The organism is Aromatoleum tolulyticum, from assembly GCF_900156155.1.
GTDB lineage: Bacteria > Pseudomonadota > Gammaproteobacteria > Burkholderiales > Rhodocyclaceae > Aromatoleum > Aromatoleum tolulyticum.
In genome coordinates, this window is the sequence record NZ_FTMD01000017.1 from 81978 (window position 1) to 101791 (window position 19814).

At 69.0% G+C, this 19814-nt stretch carries 12 protein-coding genes; 5 read left to right on the plus strand and 7 right to left on the minus strand.

Features of this window, described 5'->3' with window-relative positions:
* Positions 1 to 23: 23 nt before the first annotated feature.
* The 6 genes from BW991_RS20425 to BW991_RS20450 all read right to left on the minus strand — a co-directional run bounded on the left by BW991_RS20425 (position 24) and on the right by BW991_RS20450 (position 9118).
* Positions 24 to 638, minus strand: coding sequence for a twin-arginine translocation signal domain-containing protein (locus tag BW991_RS20425; RefSeq protein WP_076603961.1), 615 nt, complete (start codon positions 636 to 638; stop codon positions 24 to 26).
* 196 nt (positions 639 to 834) lie between these two features.
* Positions 835 to 2304 (minus strand): high affinity choline transporter 1, encoded by a 1470-nt coding sequence (locus tag BW991_RS20430; RefSeq protein ID WP_076603962.1) that lies wholly within the window; start codon positions 2302 to 2304, stop codon positions 835 to 837.
* A 146-nt stretch (positions 2305 to 2450) separates the two neighbouring features.
* On the minus strand, positions 2451 to 4607 hold the full coding sequence (gene rocD, locus BW991_RS24390; RefSeq protein WP_076603963.1) for an ornithine--oxo-acid transaminase: 2157 nt from the start codon (positions 4605 to 4607) through the stop codon (positions 2451 to 2453).
* A gap of 240 nt (positions 4608 to 4847) precedes the next feature.
* Positions 4848 to 6377, minus strand: a complete 1530-nt coding sequence (gene ubiB / locus BW991_RS20440) for a ubiquinone biosynthesis regulatory protein kinase UbiB (protein WP_076603964.1) — start codon at positions 6375 to 6377, stop codon at positions 4848 to 4850.
* A 93-nt stretch (positions 6378 to 6470) separates the two neighbouring features.
* Positions 6471 to 8522 carry a TonB-dependent receptor gene (locus tag BW991_RS20445; protein WP_076603965.1) on the minus strand — a complete coding sequence of 684 codons (2052 nt, stop codon included), beginning with the start codon at positions 8520 to 8522 and terminating at the stop codon, positions 6471 to 6473.
* A 200-nt stretch (positions 8523 to 8722) separates the two neighbouring features.
* Complete coding sequence (locus tag BW991_RS20450) at positions 8723 to 9118, minus strand: hypothetical protein (protein WP_076603966.1); 396 nt, start codon at positions 9116 to 9118, stop codon at positions 8723 to 8725.
* A gap of 190 nt (positions 9119 to 9308) precedes the next feature.
* On the opposite strand from BW991_RS20450, the gene argS reads away from it, so the two are divergent.
* From argS to BW991_RS20475, 5 genes are all read left to right on the plus strand, one after another.
* The gene (gene argS / locus BW991_RS20455; RefSeq protein WP_076603967.1) at positions 9309 to 11087 is read left to right on the plus strand and encodes an arginine--tRNA ligase; all 1779 of its coding nucleotides are present in this window, start codon (positions 9309 to 9311) and stop codon (positions 11085 to 11087) included.
* 15 nt (positions 11088 to 11102) lie between these two features.
* On the plus strand, positions 11103 to 11684 hold the full coding sequence (locus BW991_RS20460; RefSeq protein ID WP_076603968.1) for an SPOR domain-containing protein: 582 nt from the start codon (positions 11103 to 11105) through the stop codon (positions 11682 to 11684).
* A gap of 98 nt (positions 11685 to 11782) precedes the next feature.
* The gene (locus BW991_RS20465; protein WP_076603969.1) at positions 11783 to 12424 is read left to right on the plus strand and encodes a thiol:disulfide interchange protein DsbA/DsbL; all 642 of its coding nucleotides are present in this window, start codon (positions 11783 to 11785) and stop codon (positions 12422 to 12424) included.
* A gap of 44 nt (positions 12425 to 12468) precedes the next feature.
* A complete protein-coding gene (locus BW991_RS20470) occupies positions 12469 to 13281 on the plus strand; it encodes an SDR family oxidoreductase (protein ID WP_212566929.1) in 813 nt (270 codons plus the stop codon).
* Between the two features lie 120 nt (positions 13282 to 13401).
* Complete coding sequence (locus BW991_RS20475; RefSeq protein ID WP_076603970.1) at positions 13402 to 18219, plus strand: NAD-glutamate dehydrogenase; 4818 nt, start codon at positions 13402 to 13404, stop codon at positions 18217 to 18219.
* Positions 18220 to 18279: 60 nt separating this feature from the next.
* On the opposite strand, the gene BW991_RS24395 is transcribed toward BW991_RS20475, so the two are convergent.
* The coding region (locus BW991_RS24395; RefSeq protein WP_139335969.1) for an Ig-like domain-containing protein at positions 18280 to 19814 on the minus strand (1535 nt) is incomplete at its 5' end.

A 19814-nucleotide genomic window follows, 5' to 3' on the forward strand; every position in this document is an offset into this window, starting at 1 on the left:
TGCCGTGGTTTGCGGGGGTGCGATCAGCCCAGATGGGGCGGCGGGCTCGCGTCCGCGGGCGGGTCGGGCAGCCACTTCAGGTCCTGGAAGCCGCGCCGGATGTAGCCGCCCTTGCTGAAGGACTCGCCGGGGTAGCCGAAGGCCGTCCACGTCATCTCGTTGTCGTACAGCGCGGTCACGCACTTGCCGCGCACCGTCGCGAAGAAGGGCTTGCCCTCGATCGCCTTCACGGCGGCGAGTTGCGCCGCGGGCTTGGCCTTGGCGAACGCGCCGCCGGTCGCCCGGTCGAGGCCCGCGACGCCGTCGCGCAGTTGCGCGGCCATCTTCGGGTCGGCCGCGGCCATGGCGTCGAGGTCCTTGACCAGCAGGGCGTAGACGGCGTCGGGCAGTATCGGGTGCGGATACAGCACGCGGCCGAACTTGAGCAGGGTGTCGCCGGTGGCCGTGTCGAGCGCCTTGAGCTCGAGCGCCCAGGCCCGGGAGGGCGCGAGCGCGGCGATCGGGGTGCCGATCGCCAGGGTGCCGAGCAGGAGGCCCGTGCCTCTAAGGAACTCGCGCCGCGTCAGCGGCAGTTGGTGCCCCGCAGTCGCGGTCGACGCTGCACCGCGGCTCGCCGCGGCGATCCGGATTGCTTGCATGGTTCGTCTCCTCGTTGCATCGGGGTCTGGGTGCCCTGAGTGCGGAGCAGTCTTCCATCGCGTTCCGGCGTGCGGGACTCACGCCGGTATCTGCGCCGGCGGCGTTGCCGCGATGTCGCCGCGCCGCCAATGCCCCTGCAGGTAGCATAGGCATTGGCGGCGCGAGGTGCGAACCGTTTTTGCGCGCCGAAGCGCTTCAGCGTCCGGCGTGGGTTGTCGAATGCGTGGTGTGCAGGTGTTCGGCGACGTGGCCGTGGGTCGGCTTCACCAGCGTCTGCGGCAGCAGCGAGCCGGCGAGCATCGCGGCGATGCCGGCCAGCATGCCGGCGAAGTGCGGCGGCACGTCGGCTTCCGCCGCCACGATCTCGAGCAGCACCCAGGTGACGAGGCCGATGAAGATCGACGCCAGCGCGCCCTGCGTGGTCGCGCGTTTCCAGTACAGGCCGAAGGCGAGCGGCACGAAGGCCGTCGCCAGCGTGACCTTGTAGGCGTTCTCGACCATGCCGTGGATGCTCTCGTCGGTGTGCGTGGCGTACCACGTGATCAGCAGCGCGAACACCACGACGACGCCGCGCGTGAGCCACAGGAACTTGTGGTCGCTCATCCGCGGGAAGGTGCCGCGCAGGATGTTTTCGGAGAAGGTCACCGACGGGGCGAGCAGCGTGCCCGAGGCGGTACTCATGATCGCGGACAGCAGCGCGCCGAAGAACATCACCTGCGCGAAGATCGGCGTGTGCTGCAGGATCAGTTGCGGCAGGATCTGCTGGCTGTCGCTTTCCTGATACTGCGCGACCAGCGCCGGGTCGATCAGCGTCGCCGAGTAGGCGATGAACAGCGGCACGAAGGCGAACACGAAGTAGCCCGAACCGCCCAGCAACGTGCCGCGCACGGCGGTCTTCTCGTCGCGCGCCGAGTTCAGGCGCTGGAACACGTCCTGCTGCGGGATCGAGCCGAAACCCATGGTCAGGATGCCGGCGAGGAAGGCGATCATGTCCTTGGCGTCGAAGGCCGGCAGGAAGTTGAGCTTGCCGGCCGCGTTGGCGTGGGAGATGACGGTGCCGACGCCGCCCGCCATGTCGCCGATCAGCCACGCGATGTAGAACAGGCCGATGATGATGATGGTCATCTGCATGAAGTCGGTCAGCGCGACCGACCACATGCCGCCGAAGAGCGTATACACGAGCACGATGCCGGCGCCGATCAGCATCCCCGTCTCGTTCGAGATCGAGCCGTCGGAGAGGATGTTGAACACCAGGCCCAGCGCGGTGATCTGCGCGGCGACCCAGCCGAGGTAGGAGATCACGATCGCGCTCGAGCACAGCACCTCGACGGTGCGGCCGTAGCGCATGCGGTAGTAGTCGCCGAGCGTCAGCAGGTTCAGGCGGTACAGCGGCCGGGCGAAGAACAGGCCGACGAGGATCAGGCACAGCGAGGCGCCGAAGGGGTCGGACCACAGGCCGCGGAGTCCTTCATCGAGGAAGGTGGCCGAGATGCCGAGCACGGTCTCGGCGCCGAACCAGGTTGCGAACACCGTCGCGGTGACGATGTACAGCGGCAGGTGGCGGCCGGCGGCGACGTAGTCCGAGGTGTTCTTGACGTGCGTGGCGGCGTACAGGCCGACGCCGATCGAGAGCAGGAGATAAGCGATGACGAAGCCGACCAGCATGCGTGGACCTTTGCGCGATAAAGGATGGAGGTTGAACAAAAACGGCGGGCGCAAAGTTTAGCAACGAATGCGGCCGCGCGGGGACCCGAATCCCTTGCGCGGCTTGGCATTGACGCACCTTTCTGGTGCAGCGGACGACGCCCGCTTCAGGGCTGCAGCGGTGCCTGCCCGCGATGCGCGCAGGCGGCGGCGAGCGTGTCGATCACGACGTCGGCGGCCGCGTCGAGCTCGGCCTCGGTGATCACCAGCGGCGGCGCGAAGCGCAGCACCGTGTTGTGCGTGTCCTTGGTCGCGATGCCCCGTGCGAGCAGCAGTTCGGCCGCAGTTGTCGCGCGCAGCTGGGCCGGGTCGAGCTCGATGCCCACCAGCAGGCCGCGCCCGCGCACCTCGCGCACGCAGGGCAGGTGCGCGTCGCGGAAGCGCGCCATGAGGCGTTCGCCCAGGCGTGCGGCATGTTCCCAGGGGCGCGTCTCTTCGAGGATGGCGAGCACTTCCAGCGCGACGGCCGCGCCCAGCGGATTGCCGCCGAAGGTCGAGCCGTGGTCGCCCGGCCGCAACACGTCCATCACCGCGGCGTCGGCGAGGAAGGCCGACACCGGCAGCAGGCCGCCGCCCAGCGCCTTGCCGAGGATCAGCCCGTCCGGATGCACGCCCTCGTGGTCGCAGCCGAGCAGGCGCCCGGTGCGCCCCAGTCCCGTCTGCACTTCGTCGGCGATCAGCAGCACGTTGTGGCGCCGGCAGATCTCGGCGCAGCGTGCGAGGTAGCCTGCCTGCGGCACGAGGATGCCGCCTTCGCCCTGCACCGGTTCGACGAGGAAGGCCGCGGTGTCCGGCGTGATCGCCGCTTCGAGCGCATCCGCGTCGCCGTAGCGAATGCGTCTGAATCCGGCGGGGAAGGGGCCGAAGCCGTCGCGGTACTGCTCTTCCGACGACATGCCGACGATGGTGATCGAGCGGCCGTGGAAGTTGCCTTCGCAGGCGATGATCTCCGCCTTGTCGGTGGGGATGCCCTTGACCTTGTAGCCCCACTTGCGCGCCGTCTTGAGCGCGGTCTCGACCGCCTCGAGGCCGGTGTTCACCGGCAGCATGCGGTCGTAGCCGAGCAGGCCGCACAGGCGCTCCATCAGCAGCGGCAGGCGGTCGTTGGAATACGCGCGCGAGGTCAACGCGAGGCGCTGCGCCTGGTCGTTGAGCGCGTGCAGCAGGCGCGGATTGGCGTGGCCGAAGCTCACCGCCGAGTAGGCGCTCATCATGTCGAGGTAGCGCCGCCCCTCGACGTCCCACAGCCAGATGCCCTTGCCGTGGTGGAACACGACAGGCAGCGGCGCATAGTTGTGCGCGCCGAACTCGCGCTCCTTCGCACGCAGCAGATAGGTCGAGGGGCCCAACGCCGCGCAGGCGATGTTCGCGACCCAGTCCGCGCACATCCCGCCGGGGTCGCGATCGGGCAGGTACTCGACGATCTCCATCGCGACGAAATCGCCGCAGCCGCGCAGTGCGAGCAGCGCCGCGCACAGCTCGTCGGGCGCGATGCCCTCGGTTTCCGGGCAGGTCACGGCGGGGAAGGCGGCGGCGTCGAGCGCGTCGAGGTCGATGCTGACGCCGAAGCCCGCGGTGCGCTCGCGCACGACGCTGAGCGCGTCGCAGAACACGGCGCCCATGCCGCGTTCGCGCACTTCCGCCATGTCGAAGACCTGCACGCCGAGGCGCGTCAGGCGTTCGTGTTCCTCGTGCTCCCACGCGCGCGCGCCGATGATGACGACGTTCGCCGGGTCGAGCCTGGGTCCGGCGACGCCCGACAGCGCCGCGTCGCCTTCGCCCAGCAGGGCCGCGAGCGGCATGCCGTGGATGTTGCCCGAATGCGTGCTGCGCTCGGTGTGGCTGTCGAGGTGGGCGTCGATCCAGATCAGGCCCAGCGCGCCGCGCGGCGCGATGCGGCTGGCGACGCCGCGCCAGGTGCCGATGCCCACGGCGTGGTCGCCGCCGATCACGAGCGGGAACACCTCGGGCGCGAGGGCGGTGAGGTGGTCCGCGACGCGCTGCGCGAGTGCGCCGACCGCGTCCAGGCGTTCGCGCATCAGCGCCCCGGCCGGAGGCGTCGTGACCGGCTCGAGCGTTTCCTGCCAGCTCGCGCCGATGCCGGTTCCCTTGAGCCGCTGCAGCAGGCCATGGCGTTCGAGCGCAGCGGGGCCGGCGGCCGGACCGTCGCCGGGGGCGCCCAGTGCGGACGCGACGCCGATGACCTGCACGACGGCGCGCATGTCGGCATGCGGCGGGACGTGAAGCGGCGCGGAGTGAGTCATGGCCATCCTCCCTGCCCGCAGCGGGTGCGGACGAATAGTCGATGCGCTTATGCGTTCGACGCAGGCGGCAGGGATTCGTTCGGGCGCTTGCGGTGCGTGTGTTCGGACGCGTGACGGATTTCGCGTCGGCAGCGCGGGAACCGTGTTCCTCCCCTTGAAGGGGAGGGGCGACCGTGCAGCACTCAACCTCGCACCGCGTAATCGCCTGCCGGTTCCAAATGAATGGGTTGGTGGCAGGGTTCAGCCGAGGAAGCGGTACAGCTCCAGCCCGACGAGCGCCGCGAGCAGCAGGCCGACGACCCACAGCGCGCGCGCCTGGGTCCGCTGCGCACTGGCGAGACGTTCCAGCTCGCCGCTCTGCACCTCGTGGCGGTGCGCGGTCGAGTCGAGCACGCGGTGCACGAGGCGGGGGATCTGCGGCAGCGTGCCGGCCCAGGACGGCGCCTCGTCCTTGAGGTTGCGCAGCAGGCCGCGCCAGCCCATCTGCTCGTCCATCCACCGTTCCAGGAAAGGCTTGGCGGTCTTCCACAGGTCGAGATCGGGGTCGAGCTGGCGGCCGAGCCCCTCGATGTTGAGCAGCGTCTTCTGCAGCAGCACGAGCTGCGGCTGCACTTCCATCTCGAAGCGGCGCGCGGTCTGGAAGAGACGCAGCAGCGTCTTGCCGAAGGAGATGTCCTTCAGCGGGCGGTCGAAGATCGGCTCGCACACCGCGCGGATCGCGCTTTCGAACTCGTCCACGCGGGTGTGCGCCGGCACCCAGCCGGCCTCGATGTGGGCGCGCGCGACGCGGTTGTAGTCGCGCTTGAAGAAGCCGAGGAAGTTCTGCGCGAGGTAGCTCTTGTCCACCTCGGTGAGCGTGCCGACGATGCCGAAGTCGAGCGCGATGTAGCGTCCGTCGGCGTGCACGAAGATATTGCCGGGGTGCATGTCGGCGTGGAAGAAGCCGTCGCGGAACACCTGCGTGAAGAAGATCTCGACGCCCGCGCGCGACAGCGCCTTGAGGTCCGTGCCCTGCGCGCGCAGCGCGTCGAGCTGCGAGATCGGCACGCCGCGCATGCGCTCCATCACCATCACCGACTTGCCGCACCAGTCCCAGTACACCTCGGGGACCTGCAGCAGCCTGGAGTTCGTGAAGTTGCGCCGCAGCTGCGAGCAGTTCGACGCCTCGCGCATCAGGTCGAGCTCGTCGTGCAGGTACTTGCTGAACTCGGCGACGACTTCGCGCGGCTTGAGGCGCCGCGCCTCGGGCCACAGCTTCTCCAGCAGGGTCGCCGCGGTGTCGAGCAGCGCGAGATCGTGCGCGATCACCGGCTCGATGCCCGGCCGCAGGATCTTCACCGCGACGTCGGTGCCGTCGGGCAGGCGCGCGAAATGCACCTGCGCGACCGACGCGGAGGCGACCGGCGTGCGCTCGAAGTCGACGAAGACCTCGTCGACCGGCTTGCCGTAGAAGTCCTGCAGCACCTGCAGCGCCTGCTCGCTCGGGAAGGGCGGGACGCGGTCCTGCAGCAGCGCGAGCTCGTCGGCGAGGTCGGGCGGCAGCAGGTCGCGGCGCGTCGACAGCATCTGGCCGAACTTGACGAAGATCGGGCCCAGCGATTCCAGCGCCCGGCGCAGGCGTTCGCCGCGCGGCGCCTTGGGGTGGCGCCAGAAGAACACCACGTGCCACAGCTTCGTCAGGCGTCCGCTCGAGTCGGCTTCGAGCACCATCTGGTCGAGGCCGAAGCGCAGGCCGACGGTGATGATCTTGGCAAGACGGAAGAGACGCACTTTGGATTGCCGGGCGGGGGAAAGGCCGGACTTTAGCCGGAAGGCGCGCGCGAGGAAAGTGCGGCAGGGCGCTTTCCGCGCGCGCGCCTGCGCTCAGAACGGCACGCGCACGCCCAGCGTCAGGTTGCGTCCCATCAGCGGCGCGGCGTTCTTGATGAAGGACGTATGGCTGAATGCGAGTTCGTCGCCGAGGTTGCCCGCCTTCACGTACACCTGCCACGGCTGTGCGCCGAAGCGGCCGCTATAGCTCGCGGCGAGGTTCACCATGGTGTAGCCGGGGGTGCTGCTTTCGAACGCGGCGACCTGGTCCTGGCGGCCGACGCGGTACCACTCCAGCTCGCCGTCCCAGCCCTGCCAGCGGGCGTCGAGGCGCACGCCGACGCGATGCGCGGGGATGCGCGGCAGATCGCGGTCGCCGGCGCCGCCATCGAAGCGCGCGCGCACGTAGTCGCCGAACAGCGTCACGCCGAAGATCGCATCGAGGCGCTGGCGGATCTGCCCTTCGACGCCGGTGAACACCGCATCGCGCTGCGCGTACTCGACCAGCTGCAGGCCTTCGAGCGCATCCAGCGTGCGCGCGAAGATGAAGTCGGAGACGCGGTTGCGGTAGATGCCGACGCCGAAGGTCGTGTCGCCGGCCGTCTTGCGCAGGCTGAGGTCGATGTTGTGCGAGGTCTCGGCCTTCAGCTCCGGGTTGCCGCGCTCGAAGGTCGCAGTGGCCAGGTGCAGGCCGTCGGCGTAGAGCTCCTCGGCGGTCGGCAGGCGCTGCGCGCGCGACAGCGACAGGCCCAGCGCGTAGCCCGGCACGAAGTTCCACACCGTGCCGAGCGAGAGCGAGCTGCCGTCATGGCTGCGGTCGCGCGCGGCGGCATCGACGTCGATATCCTGCCATTCGCGCCGCAGCCCGGCCTCGAAGCGCCAGTCGCCGCGGGTGTATTCCTCGACCAGGAAGGCGCCGTCCTTGCGCGTGAGCGTCGGCGGCACGTAGGCCTCTTCGCCCAGCGCGCGGAAGTCGCGCCGCGAGGTCTGCAGGCCGAGCACGCCGCGCCAGCCGGCCAGCGGGGCGTGCTCGAGCTCGACGCGGCCGTCGTGGGCGCGGTTGCGGAAGGTCGTCGCGATGGTGCCGTCCTCGACTTCGTGATGGCGGTAGTCGGTGTGGCTCGCACGCAGGCGCAGGCGCGTGAAGCCGGCGAAGGGCTCCAGGTATTCGCCGCGCAGGTCCCAGCGCTCGCTGTCGAGCTTCACGACCGGTACGCCGCCTTCCTCCTCATGCGCCTCCTCGCCTTCCTCGTGTTCGGGGCACGCGAGCGCATTGCCGGCGGCCGCGCACTCCTCGATGCCGTGCGCGTGGCCGGGCAGGCCGTAGTCGTTGCGCTGGTGCGTGTACGCGAGTCCGAGATAACCGCGCGCGCCGACCCACGACAGGCCCAGGCTGCCGGTTTCCGTCTCGTTGAAGCTGCCGTCGACGCGGCGTCCGCCGGACCAGCCATCGCCGACGCGGTAGTCGCGTGCGTCGCGCTTCAGGCCTTCGGCATGGACGGCGAAACTGCCGCTGCCGGCGGTCAGCTCGAAGGCGCCGGCGGCTTCCCGCGCCGCGCTGTTGCCGCGCAGCTCCACGCTGCCCTCGACGCCGCGGGCGGGGATCGCCATCGGGATCTTGCGGTCGAGCACGTTCACGACGCCGCCGATCGCGCCGCCGCCGTAGGCGAGCGCCGACGGGCCGCGCAGCACCTCGATCTGCTCGGCGAGCATCGGCTCGGACGCGATCGCGTGGTCGGGGCTCACCGTCGAGGCGTCCATGATCTCGGCGCCGTCGGACAGCACCTTCACGCGCGCCGCGTCCATGCCGCGGATCACCGGCCGGCTCGCGCCGGCGCCGAAGGGGCTCGCATTGATGCCGGGTTCGCGCGCGAGCGTCTCGCCCAAGGTGGCGTCGCGCCGCAGGACGAGTTCCTTGCCTTCGAGCACGGAGACGGGCGTGCTCATCGCATCGCTGCCGACGGCAAGCGCACTCGCGGACACCGTCACGGTCGGCAGTTCGGTGGTGTCGGCCGCGGCCGCGACGTGCGGGGCCGCCCCGAAGGCGAGCAGCAGCGACAGCGCGACCGGGCGGGGCAGGGGGAATGCAGGATTCTTGGTGTTCATCGTTCTTTCCTGGGAATGGCGTTCGCCGGGCGCAGGCGAACGCGGCCGACACGCGCCGCATGGCGGCCGCGTGCCGGTGACTGCTGTTCGGGCGGCAGGCCGTGTCCGTTCGTGCCGAGCCCTCCGGCTGCGCGCAGGACAGGCTCGGCCCGAACGGCAACACGGCTGCCGGGCTACGAAAAAAGAAAAGGGGATGGGGCTCAGGCCCCGGGGGTGGCGCCGGGCGGGGCGCGGCAGCGCGGCGCAAGGCCGGCGCAGGCGGGGGTGTCGGCCGAACGGAACGCGGCCGGGGCAAGGGCTGCGCCGGACGCGACGGGTGGCTTGCCGCGGTCGGCGAGGGGAAGGTCGATGCCGCCGAAGGACAGGCAGTCGACGCAGTAGGCGAGATGGCGCACGCCGTCGTCGGTGTCGAAGCGGGGGCGCTCCCCGCTGCGGGCCGCCGAGACTTCCGCAGTGTGGCCGATGACGTGCGTGAGGGCCGCGCCCTGCACGAGCACCAGCGCCAGCGCGAGGCACAGCCGGAGCGCGAACGCCAGCGGCGCGCGCGCGCGAGTTCGGCGAGCGGCGCACGGGCGCGGCAGGAGGCCGGCAGGCATCCTGTCCGTCGGGGCGGACGGTACGGCGTGGAGGGGCATGGGCCGGCGATTCTAGGTGGTGCCGTCGGTCCCTGCAACTATGTTGCGTTTACGGGCCGCGTGCCGCGCGAATCCGGGTCCGGTTACATGCGCGTCGGGCGTCGTCGGGCGATCCGCTATAATCGCGCGTTTAGTTTCTTCTCCGAGTGCCATGAGCGCCGATCCGAAAGTCTCCGATCCCAAAGTCCTGCTCGCCGACCTGCTGCGTGCCGCGCTGAAAAGCGTCGCCCCCGATCTGACCGAAACGCCGATCCAGCTGGAGCGCCCCAAGCAGGCCGGTCACGGCGACTTCGCCACCAACCTCGCGCTGCAGCTCGCCAAGCCGCTGCGCCGCAGCCCGCGCGATCTGGCGAACATGCTGCTCGCCGAGCTGCCGGAATCGACGCTGGTCGCGAAGGCCGAGGTGGCCGGCGCCGGCTTCATCAACTTCACGCTGAATTCCGGCGCGAAGACTTCCGTCGTCGCCGACGTGCTCGCGCGCGGCGCCGAGTTCGGCCGCGGCGCGCGTCTCGGCAACAAGGTGCAGGTCGAGTTCGTCTCGGCCAACCCGACCGGCCCGCTGCACGTCGGCCACGGCCGCGGCGCGGCCTACGGCGCCTCGCTCTCCGCGGTGCTCGACTTCGCCGGTTTTGATGTCACGCGCGAGTACTACATCAACGATGCCGGCCGGCAGATGGACATCCTCGCGCTGTCGACCTGGCTGCGCTACCTCGCCTTCCACGGCATCGAGATCGATTTTCCGCCCAATGCCTACCAGGGCGACTACGTCATCGAGATGGCGCGCGAGATGCGCGAAGGGCACAAGGACCGCTTCGCCAAGGTCTCCGTCGCGCAGATCCTCGACGGCGCACCGGGCCTGCCCGCGCCCGAGCGCAAGGACGACGAGGCCAAGCAGCAGCGCGAGGAACACCTCGACGTGCTGATCGCCAACGCCAAGCGCCTGCTCGGCGAGGACTACCCCTTCGTGCATGGCTTCGCGCTCAACGAGCAGCTCGGCGACGGCCGCGACGACCTGCACGAGTTCGGCGTGCATTTCGACAAGTGGTTCTCCGAGAAGAGCCTGTTCGATACCGGGCTCGTCGAACGCGTGGTGACCGAGCTCGAGAAGCGCGGCCACATCTACGTGCAGGACGGCGCCAAGTGGTTCCGCTCGACCGCCTTCGGCGACGAGAAGGACCGCGTCGTGCAGCGCGACAACGGCCTGTATACATACTTCGCGTCCGACATCGCCTACCACCTCAACAAGTACGAGCGCGGTTTCGACCGCATCATCGACATCTGGGGCGCCGACCACCACGGCTACATCGCGCGCGTGAAGGGCGCGATTGCCGCGCTGGGTCTGCCGTCGGAAAAGCTCGAAGTGGCGCTGGTGCAATTCGCGGTGCTGTACCGCAACGGCCAGAAGGCGGCGATGTCGACCCGCTCCGGCGAGTTCGTGACGCTGCGCGAGCTGCGCCGCGAAGTCGGCAACGACGCCTGCCGCTTCTTCTACGTGCTGAGGAAGAGCGACCAGCACCTCGACTTCGACCTCGACCTCGCGAAGAGCCAGAGCAACGAGAACCCGGTGTTCTACGTGCAATACGCGCACGCCCGCGTCTGTTCGGTGCTGCAGCAGTGGGGTGGCGAGGCCGGCGAGCTGGCCGCGGCAGACCTCGCGCGTCTCGAGAACGAGCGCGAACTGGCGCTGTGCGCGCGCCTGGGCGCCTTCGCCGAGCTGATCCAGAGCGCCGCCGCCGACTACGCGCCGCACCAGATCGCGTTCTACCTCAAGGATCTCGCCGGCGAGTTCCACAGCTGGTACAACGCCGAGCGCATGCTGGTCGACGACGAGGCCGTGAAGCTCGCGCGCCTCGCGCTCGCCGCCGCCGTGCGCCAGGTGCTCGCCAACGGCCTCGCGCTGTTGGGCGTGTCGGCGCCGCAGTCGATGTAATCGCCGGAGAACTCCGTGAGTCGTGACCGCAAGCCCAGCAGGAAATCGAGTCGGCCGGCGAAGAGCCGTGGCGGCGTGATCGTCGGCATCTTCATCGGGCTGGTGCTCGGCGCATTGTTCGCAGCCGGCGCCGCCTGGTATTTCACGCGCAATTCGCCTTTCCAGACGCCCGCCGCGCCGGCGCCCGCCGCGGCACGTCCGCCCGCGGGCGATCAGCCGCCGGCGTCGCTGCCGGGCAAGCCGGGCGACCGCCCGGTCGTGAAGCCGGACTTCGAGTTCTACAAGATCCTGCCGCAGGGCGAAGGCGCACCGACCGAGAGCAAGCCCGCAACGCCCGCCGCCGCGGCACCGGCCGCGCCCGAGAAGCTCTACCTGCAGATCGGGGCATTCGAGAATCCGGCCGAGGCCGACAACCTGAAGGCCAAGCTCGCGCTGAGCGGCATCGAGGCGAGCGCGCAGCGCGCGCAGCTCCCGGACGGCCGCACCATGCACCGCGTGCGCATCGGCCCGTTCGCGAAGCCGGAAGACATGAATCCGGTGCGCGCGCGTCTGTCCGAGGCCGGCTTCACCGGCACGGTCGTGAAGGGCAATCCCTGAGCCCCGTGGCGCACCGCCAGCGGATATGCTTATAGAATTTCGGGAACAACTCGCAGGGTCTGCCGTCTGAAGCCCTGTCATCAACTCGGGAGTACTGAATGAATCGTCGTGCCGCACTCAAGCAGCTGTCCGCCCTGACCGCTCTCTCCGCCCTCGGTGGCGCGGCCTGGGCCCAGAAGGCCGGCCAGCCCTTCCAGACCCTGGCCACCAAGGTGCCGACCGAGGTCGCCGGCAAGATCGAGGTGATCGAGTTCTTCTCCTACGGTTGCCCGCACTGCAACGACTTCGAGCCCCTGCTCAACAACTGGACGAAGACGCTGCCGGCCGACGTGAACTTCGTGAAGGTGCCCATCACCTTCAACCGCCCCGAATGGACCAACCTCGCGCGCATCTACTACACGCTCGAAGCGATGGGCGAGGCGGCGAAGCTGGGCCCGGCCGTGTTCGCCGCGATCCACGAGCAGAAGCGCCAGCTGCAGAAGGAAGACGTGCTGCTCGAATGGGCTGGCAGCGTCACCGACTCCAAGCGCTTCAGCGACACGTGGAAGTCCTTCGGCGTGCAGTCGCGCGTGCAGCGCTCGAACCAGATCGCCGCCGCCTACCGCGTCAGCGGAGTGCCGATGATGGCCGTCGATGGCCGCTTCATCGTGTCGGCCTCGACCGCCGGCAGCCACGAGGGCATGCTCAAGACCGTGAACGAGCTGGTCGCGCGCGCGCGCTCGGAGAAGGGCAAGGGCTGACCGGCCCGTAGCGGGACGCTGTCGCGCCCGCGCTGCCAATATTCGTGAAGCACGTTTCCCGTCCTGCTTCCTCCGCAAGTCCGGCTCCGGCCGGACTTCGCGTTTTTCTGACCGGCGCTTCCAGCGGCCTCGGCCAGGCCTTCGCGCGCCATTACGCCGCGCGCGGGGCGCAGCTGGGCCTCGTCGCGCGGCGCGCGGATGCCTTGGCGCAACTGGCCGCCGAGCTGCCCGGCGCGCATCTCGCGCTGCCGGCCGATGTCGGCGACCGCGATGCCCTCACGCGCGCGGCCGAAATCTACCTCGCGCAGGTCGGCGTGCCCGACATCGTCATCGCGAATGCGGGCGTGTCGGTCGGCACGCTCACCGAATGCCCCGAAGACCTCCCGGCCTTCGAGCGCGTCATGCGCACCAATGTGAACGGCATGGTCGCGAGCTTCCAGCCCTTCGTCGAGGCGATGCGCCGGCGCGGCTCCGGGCGGCTCGTCGGCATCGCCTCGGTCGCCGGCATCCGCGGCCTGCCCGGGGCGGGCGCGTACAGCGCGTCGAAGGCCGCGGCGATCGCCTACCTCGAAAGCCTGCGCGTCGAGCTGCGTGGCAGCGGCGTGCGCGTCGTGACGCTCGCGCCGGGCTACATCGCGACGCCGATGACGGCCGTGAACCGGTATCCGATGCCCTTCATGCTGCAGGCCGACGAGGCCGCGCGGCGCATGGCGAAAGTCATCGATGCGGGCCGCGGCTACGCCGTCGTGCCGTGGCAGATGGGCGTCGTCGCGCGCGTGCTGCGGGCCCTGCCGAACCCCGTGTTCGACGCCCTGTTCGCCCGCGCCGGACGCAAGCCGCGCGGGCTGCCGCTGTAGCGTCGCGGCAGGGGCCCTTCCCCGCGGCACGCGATACGGGTATGGTTGCCCGGATAAGGTGGGCGGTTGCCCGACTGGTCGGCCTGTCGCGGCGCAGCCCCCGTCACGCGGGAGACAGCGATGCAGACACGCCACATAGAAAGCGGTGCCGCAAGTTTCGAAGCGATCCTGGAGCAGATCGAACTCAAGCTGCCCGCCGACCAGGCGGCGTCCGTCGGGGCCTTCGCCCGGCGCTGGTTCGGTCAGGTCGCGCCCGAGGATATCGCCGACTACACCGTCGACGACCTGTACGGCGCGGTGCTCAGCCACTGGCACTTCGCGCGCAAGCACCGCGGCGGCACACGCCTGCGGGTGTATAACCCCAAGCTCGAGGAGCACGGCTGGGAATCGACCCACACCGTGATCGAGATCGTCAATGACGACATGCCCTTCCTCGTCGACTCGATCGCGATGGAGGTCAATCGCCAAGGGCTCACGCTGCACCTGATCATCCACCCGGTGATGCGCGTGCTGCGCGATGCCGAAGGGATCTACCAGGGCGTCGCCGACGACGCGGACGCGGGGCGCTACGAATCCATCATCCACGTCGAAGTGGACCGGCGTACCGACGCGGCGGATCTCGATGCGCTGCGCGCAGGCCTCGAGCGTGTGCTCGCCGACGTGCGCGTCGCCGTTGCCGACTGGCCGGCGATGCAGCAGCGCGTCGCGGACGTCATCGCCGAGATCGAGCACAAGCCGCCGCCGGTTCCCGCGGAGGAAATCGATGAGAGCGTCGCCTTCCTGAAGTGGCTGATGGACGACAACCTCGTCCTGCTCGGCTGCCGCGACTATGCGCTGACCGCGCCCGACGGCGGTACGCCCGAATTGTCCATCGTCGCGGGCTCGGGGCTCGGGCTGCTGCGCGAAAAGGAGGGCGACAGGCAGTCGCGCTCGTTCGGCGCCCTGCCGGCGGAGCTGAAATCGACGCTGCCCAATCTGCCGATCCTGCTCACCGTCACCAAGTCGAACACGCGCTCGACGGTGCATCGCGTCGGCTACATCGACCGCTTCAGCATCAAGCGCTTCGACGCGGATGGCCATGTATGCGGCGAGCATCGCGTGATCGGCCTGCTGGCGTCCACCGCTTACAGCGCGAGTCCGAAACTGATTCCCTTCCTGCGCCGCAAGGTCGATGCGGTGATCGCGCGCGCCGGCCTGATGCCCAAGAGCCATGCGGCGAAAGCGCTGCTGACCATCCTCGAGCGCTATCCGCGCGACGAACTGTTCCAGATCGAGACCGAGGAGCTCTACCACCAGGCGATGGGCATCCTGCACCTGGGGGAGCGGCAGCGCACGCGCCTGTTCGTGCGCTGCGATCCCTTCGCCCGCTTCGTCTCCTGCCTGATCTACGTGCCGCGCGAACACTACAACACCGACCAGCGCCTGCGCATGCAGGCCGTGCTGATGGAAGCCTTCAACGGCGCGAGTTCGGACTTCGACGTGCAGTTCTTCGAGTCGGCGCTCGCGCGCGTGTTGATCATCGTGCGTACGCGCGGCTCGGAGATCCCGCCTTTCGAGGTGCATGAGCTCGAACAGCGCATCGTGCGCGCGACGCGGCGCTGGGAGGACGAACTACAGCGCGTGCTGCTCGAACATTGCGGCGAGGAGCGCGGCATGGCCCTGCTGCGCCGCTACGGCGGCGCCTTCCCGGCCGGCTACCGCGAGGAGTATTCGCCGCGCGTGGCGGTGTTCGACGTCGAGCAGATGGAGTCGGTGGCCGGCGACGGCCTCGCGATGAGCCTCTACATCCCGCTCGAGGCGCCCGCCGGGCGGCTCAACTTCAAGATCTACCGCGTCGGCGCGCCGGTGCCGCTGTCGCAGAGCCTGCCGATGCTCGAACGCATGGGAGTGAAGGTCATCGACGAGCGCCCGTCCGAGATCGCGCGTCAGGACGGCGAATGCGTGTGGATCCACGACTTCGGGCTGGCCTACGCGGGAGCGGAGGAGCTCGACGTCGATACCCTGCGCCCGCTCTTTCACGACGCCTTCCTGCGCGCGTGGCGCGGCGAGATCGAGAGCGACGATTTCAACCGCCTGACCCTGCTGGCCGGCCTCACCTGGCGCGAGATCACGGTGCTGCGCGCCTACGCGAAGCACATGCGGCAGGCGGCATTCACGTTCAGCCAGGCCTACATGGAGCAGACCCTCGCGGCCTGGCCGCGGCTCGCGCGCCAGCTCGTCGAGCTGTTCTCCCTGCGCATGGATCCCGCCCGCGTCGAGGATCGCGCCCGCCACGAGGCAAGGGTGCTCGCGGGCATCGACGACGCGCTCAACGGCGTCGCGAACCTCGACGAGGACCGCATCCTGCGCCAGTTCCTCGCGATGGTGAAGGCGACGCTGCGCACGAACTACTATCAGCGCGGGCCGCATGGCGGCATCAAGCCCTACCTGTCCTTCAAGTTCGACCCGAAACGCATCCCGAACCTGCCGCAGCCGATGCCGATGTACGAGATCTTCGTCTATGCGCCGCGCTTCGAGGGCGTGCACCTGCGCGGCGGCAAGGTCGCGCGCGGCGGGCTGCGTTGGTCGGACCGCATGGAGGACTACCGCACCGAGGTGCTGGGCCTGGTGAAGGCGCAGATCGTCAAGAACGCGGTGATCGTGCCGGTCGGCTCCAAGGGCGGCTTCGTCGTCAAGAACCCGCCGCCGCCGACCGACCGCGAAGCCGTGCTCGCCGAGGGCATCGCGTGCTACCGCCTGTACCTGCACGGCCTGCTCGATCTCACCGACAACCTCGTGCAGGGCCGCGTCGTGCCGCCGCCGGACGTGGTGCGCCACGACGGCGACGACCCGTATCTGGTCGTCGCCGCCGACAAGGGCACGGCGAGCTTCTCCGACTACGCTAATGCCGTTGCGGCCGAGTACGGCTTCTGGCTCGGCGACGCCTTCGCCTCCGGCGGCTCGGCCGGCTACGACCACAAGAAGATGGCGATCACCGCGCGCGGGGCGTGGGAGTCGGTCAAGCGCCACTTCCGCGAGCTCGGCATCGACACGCAGGAGCAGCCCTTCACCGCCGTCGGCATCGGCGACATGTCGGGCGACGTGTTCGGCAACGGCATGCTGCGTTCGCGCAAGACCCGTCTCATTGCGGCTTTCGACCATCGCCATGTCTTCATCGATCCGGATCCCGATGCGGAATCGTCCTTCGTCGAGCGCGAACGCCTGTTCGCGCTGCCGCGCTCGTCGTGGCACGACTACGACCGCACGAAGATATCCGCGGGCGGCGGGGTGTGGCCGCGCAGCGCCAAGTCGATTGCGCTGACGCCGCAGATGCAGGCCGTGCTCGGCGTCGACGCCGAGGCGCTGACGCCGTCCGAACTGATCCGCGCGATCCTGCGCGCGCCGGTCGACCTGCTCTACAACGGCGGCATCGGCACCTACGTGAAGGCGATGAGCGAGACCGACGCCTCGGTGGGCGACCGCGCCAACGACGCGGTGCGCGTGAACGGCGCCGAACTGCGCTGCCGCGTGATCGGCGAAGGCGGCAACCTCGGCATGACCCAGCTCGGGCGCATCGAATACGCGCTGAAGGGCGGCAAGCTATACACCGACGCGATCGACAACTCCGGCGGCGTGGATTGCTCCGACCACGAGGTCAACATCAAGATCCTGCTCAACAGCGTGATCGCCGAAGGCGAGCTCACCGGCAAGCAGCGCGACGCCCTGCTCGTCGAGATGACCGACGAGGTCGCCGCGCTCGTGCTGCGCGACAACTACGCGCAGACGCAGGTGCTGTCGGTGACGCGCGCGCGCGGCGTGGCGCTGCTCGACGAGCAGGCCGAGTTCATCCGCCGCCTGAGTTTCGCCGGACGCCTGAACCGCAAGCTCGAGTTCCTGCCGCTCGACGACGAGATCGCCGAACGCGCCGCCGCGCGCATCGGCCTCGTCACGCCCGAACTCGCCGTACTGCTCGCCTACAGCAAGATCGAACTCTACGACGAGGTGCTCGCGTCCGACGTGCCGGAGGATCCCTATATCGGCAGCGCACTGTCGCGCTACTTCCCCGCGCCGCTGCGCGAACGCTTCGCCGCGCACATCGCCAGGCATGCGCTGCGCCGCGAGATCATCTCGACGCACGTCATCAACAGCATGATCAACCGCGTCGGCCCCACCTTCGTCAGCCGGCTGCAGGGCGAACTCGGGGCGACGGCGGGGGAGATCGTGCGCGCCTACATCGTCACGCGCGAAATCTTCGGTCTGGTGCCGATCTGGCGCGCCATCGAGGAACTCGACAACCGCGTCGACGACGCCGTCCAGACCGCCATGATCATCGACTGCGGCCGCCTCGTGCAGCGCGGCACGACATGGTTCCTGCGCCACCGCGAATCGCTCGCCGACCTGCAGGCCACGCTCGCCCGGTTCCGTCCCGGCGTCGAAGCCCTGACCGAGCACCTGTACCGCCTGGTGTCGGACGACTACCGCGCGCAGCTCGACGCCGTGACCGCGCGCTACGTCGAACGCGGCGTGCCCGGCGAGCTCGCGCTGCGCATCGCCTTGCTCGACGAGCTGTATTCAGCGCTCGACCTCGTCGAGATCGTCGCCGACACCGGCCGCCCCGAGGGGACGGTGGCCGCGGTGTACTTCACCCTCGGCGGCCACCTCGACCTGTACTGGCTCGGCGCCCAGATCGCCGCCCTGCCGGCCGACACGCGCTGGCAGAACCTCGCGCGCGGCGCGCTGCGCGTCGACCTGTCGAACCTCGCCCGCAGTCTCGCGGCGGACATCCTCAAGACCTCGCCCGACCTCGGCCAGCCCGACGACCTCATCGCCGCGTGGGAAGCCCGCCGTACGCAGCAGATCGACCGCTACCGCCACCTGCTCGCCGACGTGAAGATCGCGCAGGCGATCGAGATGCCGATGCTGTCGGTGCTGCTGAGGGAGCTGCGCGGGATGGTGTGAGCGGGGCACGGACAAAAAAAGCCCGGCGGCCGCGAGGCCACCGGGCGAATCGTCAGGGCGTCAGTCGGTGATGAGTTTGCCCTTGGTCATGAGGTCGGTGATGATCGCCTGATCGCTCAGTGTGTTGTTGCTCGTGAGATCGACGCCCTCCAGAACGATCAGTTGATTGACGGGCGTACTGGTGCCGCCGGAATGCACCTCGATCGTCGTCGAGTTCGTGCCGGCGTTGTAGCTGAAGTGCAGATAATCCCCCAGCGGGTCGGTAGCGGCGGACGGACCCTCCAGCAGATCCTTCAGATCGAGGCGATCGCCACCAGAGCCATAGGCCGCGGTGTTGAAGTCCTTGATCGTGTCGGTTGGCACCGGGGAGGTGCCGGCGTCGGCGAGCGACCACTTGAAGGTGTCGGCGCCGAGGCCGCCCGTCAGGGTGTCGTTACCGGCTCCACCGGAAAGCGTGTCGTTGCCTGCGTCGCCCCAGAGCTTGTCGTTGCCCGCACCACCCGTTAGCGTGTCGTTGCCGTAGCCGCCCATCAGCGCATCATCGCCCGCGCCGCCATCAATGACGTCGTGGCCAGCACGACCATCGATCAGATCGTTACCGGCACCGCCCGAGAGCGTATCGTTGGTCGGTCCGGCGGTATTCGTGCCGGGATTGCCATAGATGATGTCGTCACCGCCACTGGCCGCGACCGTCTGGCCGGACTCGCCCGTGGAGATCGGCGTCTTGACGAATTCCTGGCCGGTCTTGCTGCTCGACAGCCAGATATAGTCCTGGCCTTCGCTGACGGCGGTAGTGTCAAGGAACGAAGTCGTCGCCACCTTGATCGACGAGCCGTCGTTGTTGAGCAGCACGTATTCGTCGGAGTTGATCAACGAGACATCGTTGGCGACATTGGTGACGTTGCTCCAGACCAGACCCAGTTGCTCGCTGTTGCCGATCGAGAGCTGCGAGGCGGTCGTGTTCGTCAGCGTGACGCGGAACACCGTTTCGTTGCTGTCGTTGAAGATCTTGTCGATCGTTGCCGTCATGCCGGTCTTCAGATAGAACTTGCTCGCGGCGTCGAATGCGAGTGCTGCATCGCCATCCCTGACGTGGAAGTCGAAGTGGATCGAGGCTCCGGCCGTGAAGGTGATGCTGCCGTTGCCCTTCGGCTGGATGTTGTTGTTCTGCACCTGCCAGTCGGAGCCGTCGTAGATGATCGGCGGGAGGGTGACCGGTACCGTATCGCTGCCCCCGCTGCCGAGGTTGCCCGCGGTATCGGTGTAGAGGTCGTTGGCGACGCTCACGCTCGCGGTGCCGGTAAATCCTGCATCTGCAGTGAAGGTGGCGGTGTAAACCAGCGGATTCGCCGTGGCGGTGAGGCCGGTTACGGTGCCGCCGACGGCAACGATGTCGGTTGCGGTGAATCCGACCGGCGCTTCGCTGAAGGTGAAGGTCACCGCCGAGCTGGTATCGATATCGTTGAGTCCCGCATCGACGATATCTACTGCGAGGGTCGGGTTGGAGCGATCGACCGGGACGGTGTCGCTGCTGCCGGTGCCCTGGTTGCCGGCCGCATCGGTGTACAGGTTGTCGGCGACGCTGACGCTGGCGG

What these genes read in the sequence shown, in the direction of transcription:
- BW991_RS20450 (WP_076603966.1), bottom strand. Translation starts at nt 9,118, where the DNA reads ATGCCTGCCGGCCTCCTGCCGCGCCCGTGCGCCGCTCGCCGAACTCGC.
- argS (WP_076603967.1), top strand. Translation starts at nt 9,309, where the DNA reads ATGAGCGCCGATCCGAAAGTCTCCGATCCCAAAGTCCTGCTCGCCGAC.
- BW991_RS20475 (WP_076603970.1), top strand. Translation starts at nt 13,402, where the DNA reads ATGCAGACACGCCACATAGAAAGCGGTGCCGCAAGTTTCGAAGCGATC.
- rocD (WP_076603963.1), bottom strand. Translation starts at nt 4,607, where the DNA reads ATGACTCACTCCGCGCCGCTTCACGTCCCGCCGCATGCCGACATGCGC.
- BW991_RS20425 (WP_076603961.1), bottom strand. Translation starts at nt 638, where the DNA reads ATGCAAGCAATCCGGATCGCCGCGGCGAGCCGCGGTGCAGCGTCGACC.
- BW991_RS20445 (WP_076603965.1), bottom strand. Translation starts at nt 8,522, where the DNA reads ATGAACACCAAGAATCCTGCATTCCCCCTGCCCCGCCCGGTCGCGCTG.
- BW991_RS20430 (WP_076603962.1), bottom strand. Translation starts at nt 2,304, where the DNA reads ATGCTGGTCGGCTTCGTCATCGCTTATCTCCTGCTCTCGATCGGCGTC.
- BW991_RS20465 (WP_076603969.1), top strand. Translation starts at nt 11,783, where the DNA reads ATGAATCGTCGTGCCGCACTCAAGCAGCTGTCCGCCCTGACCGCTCTC.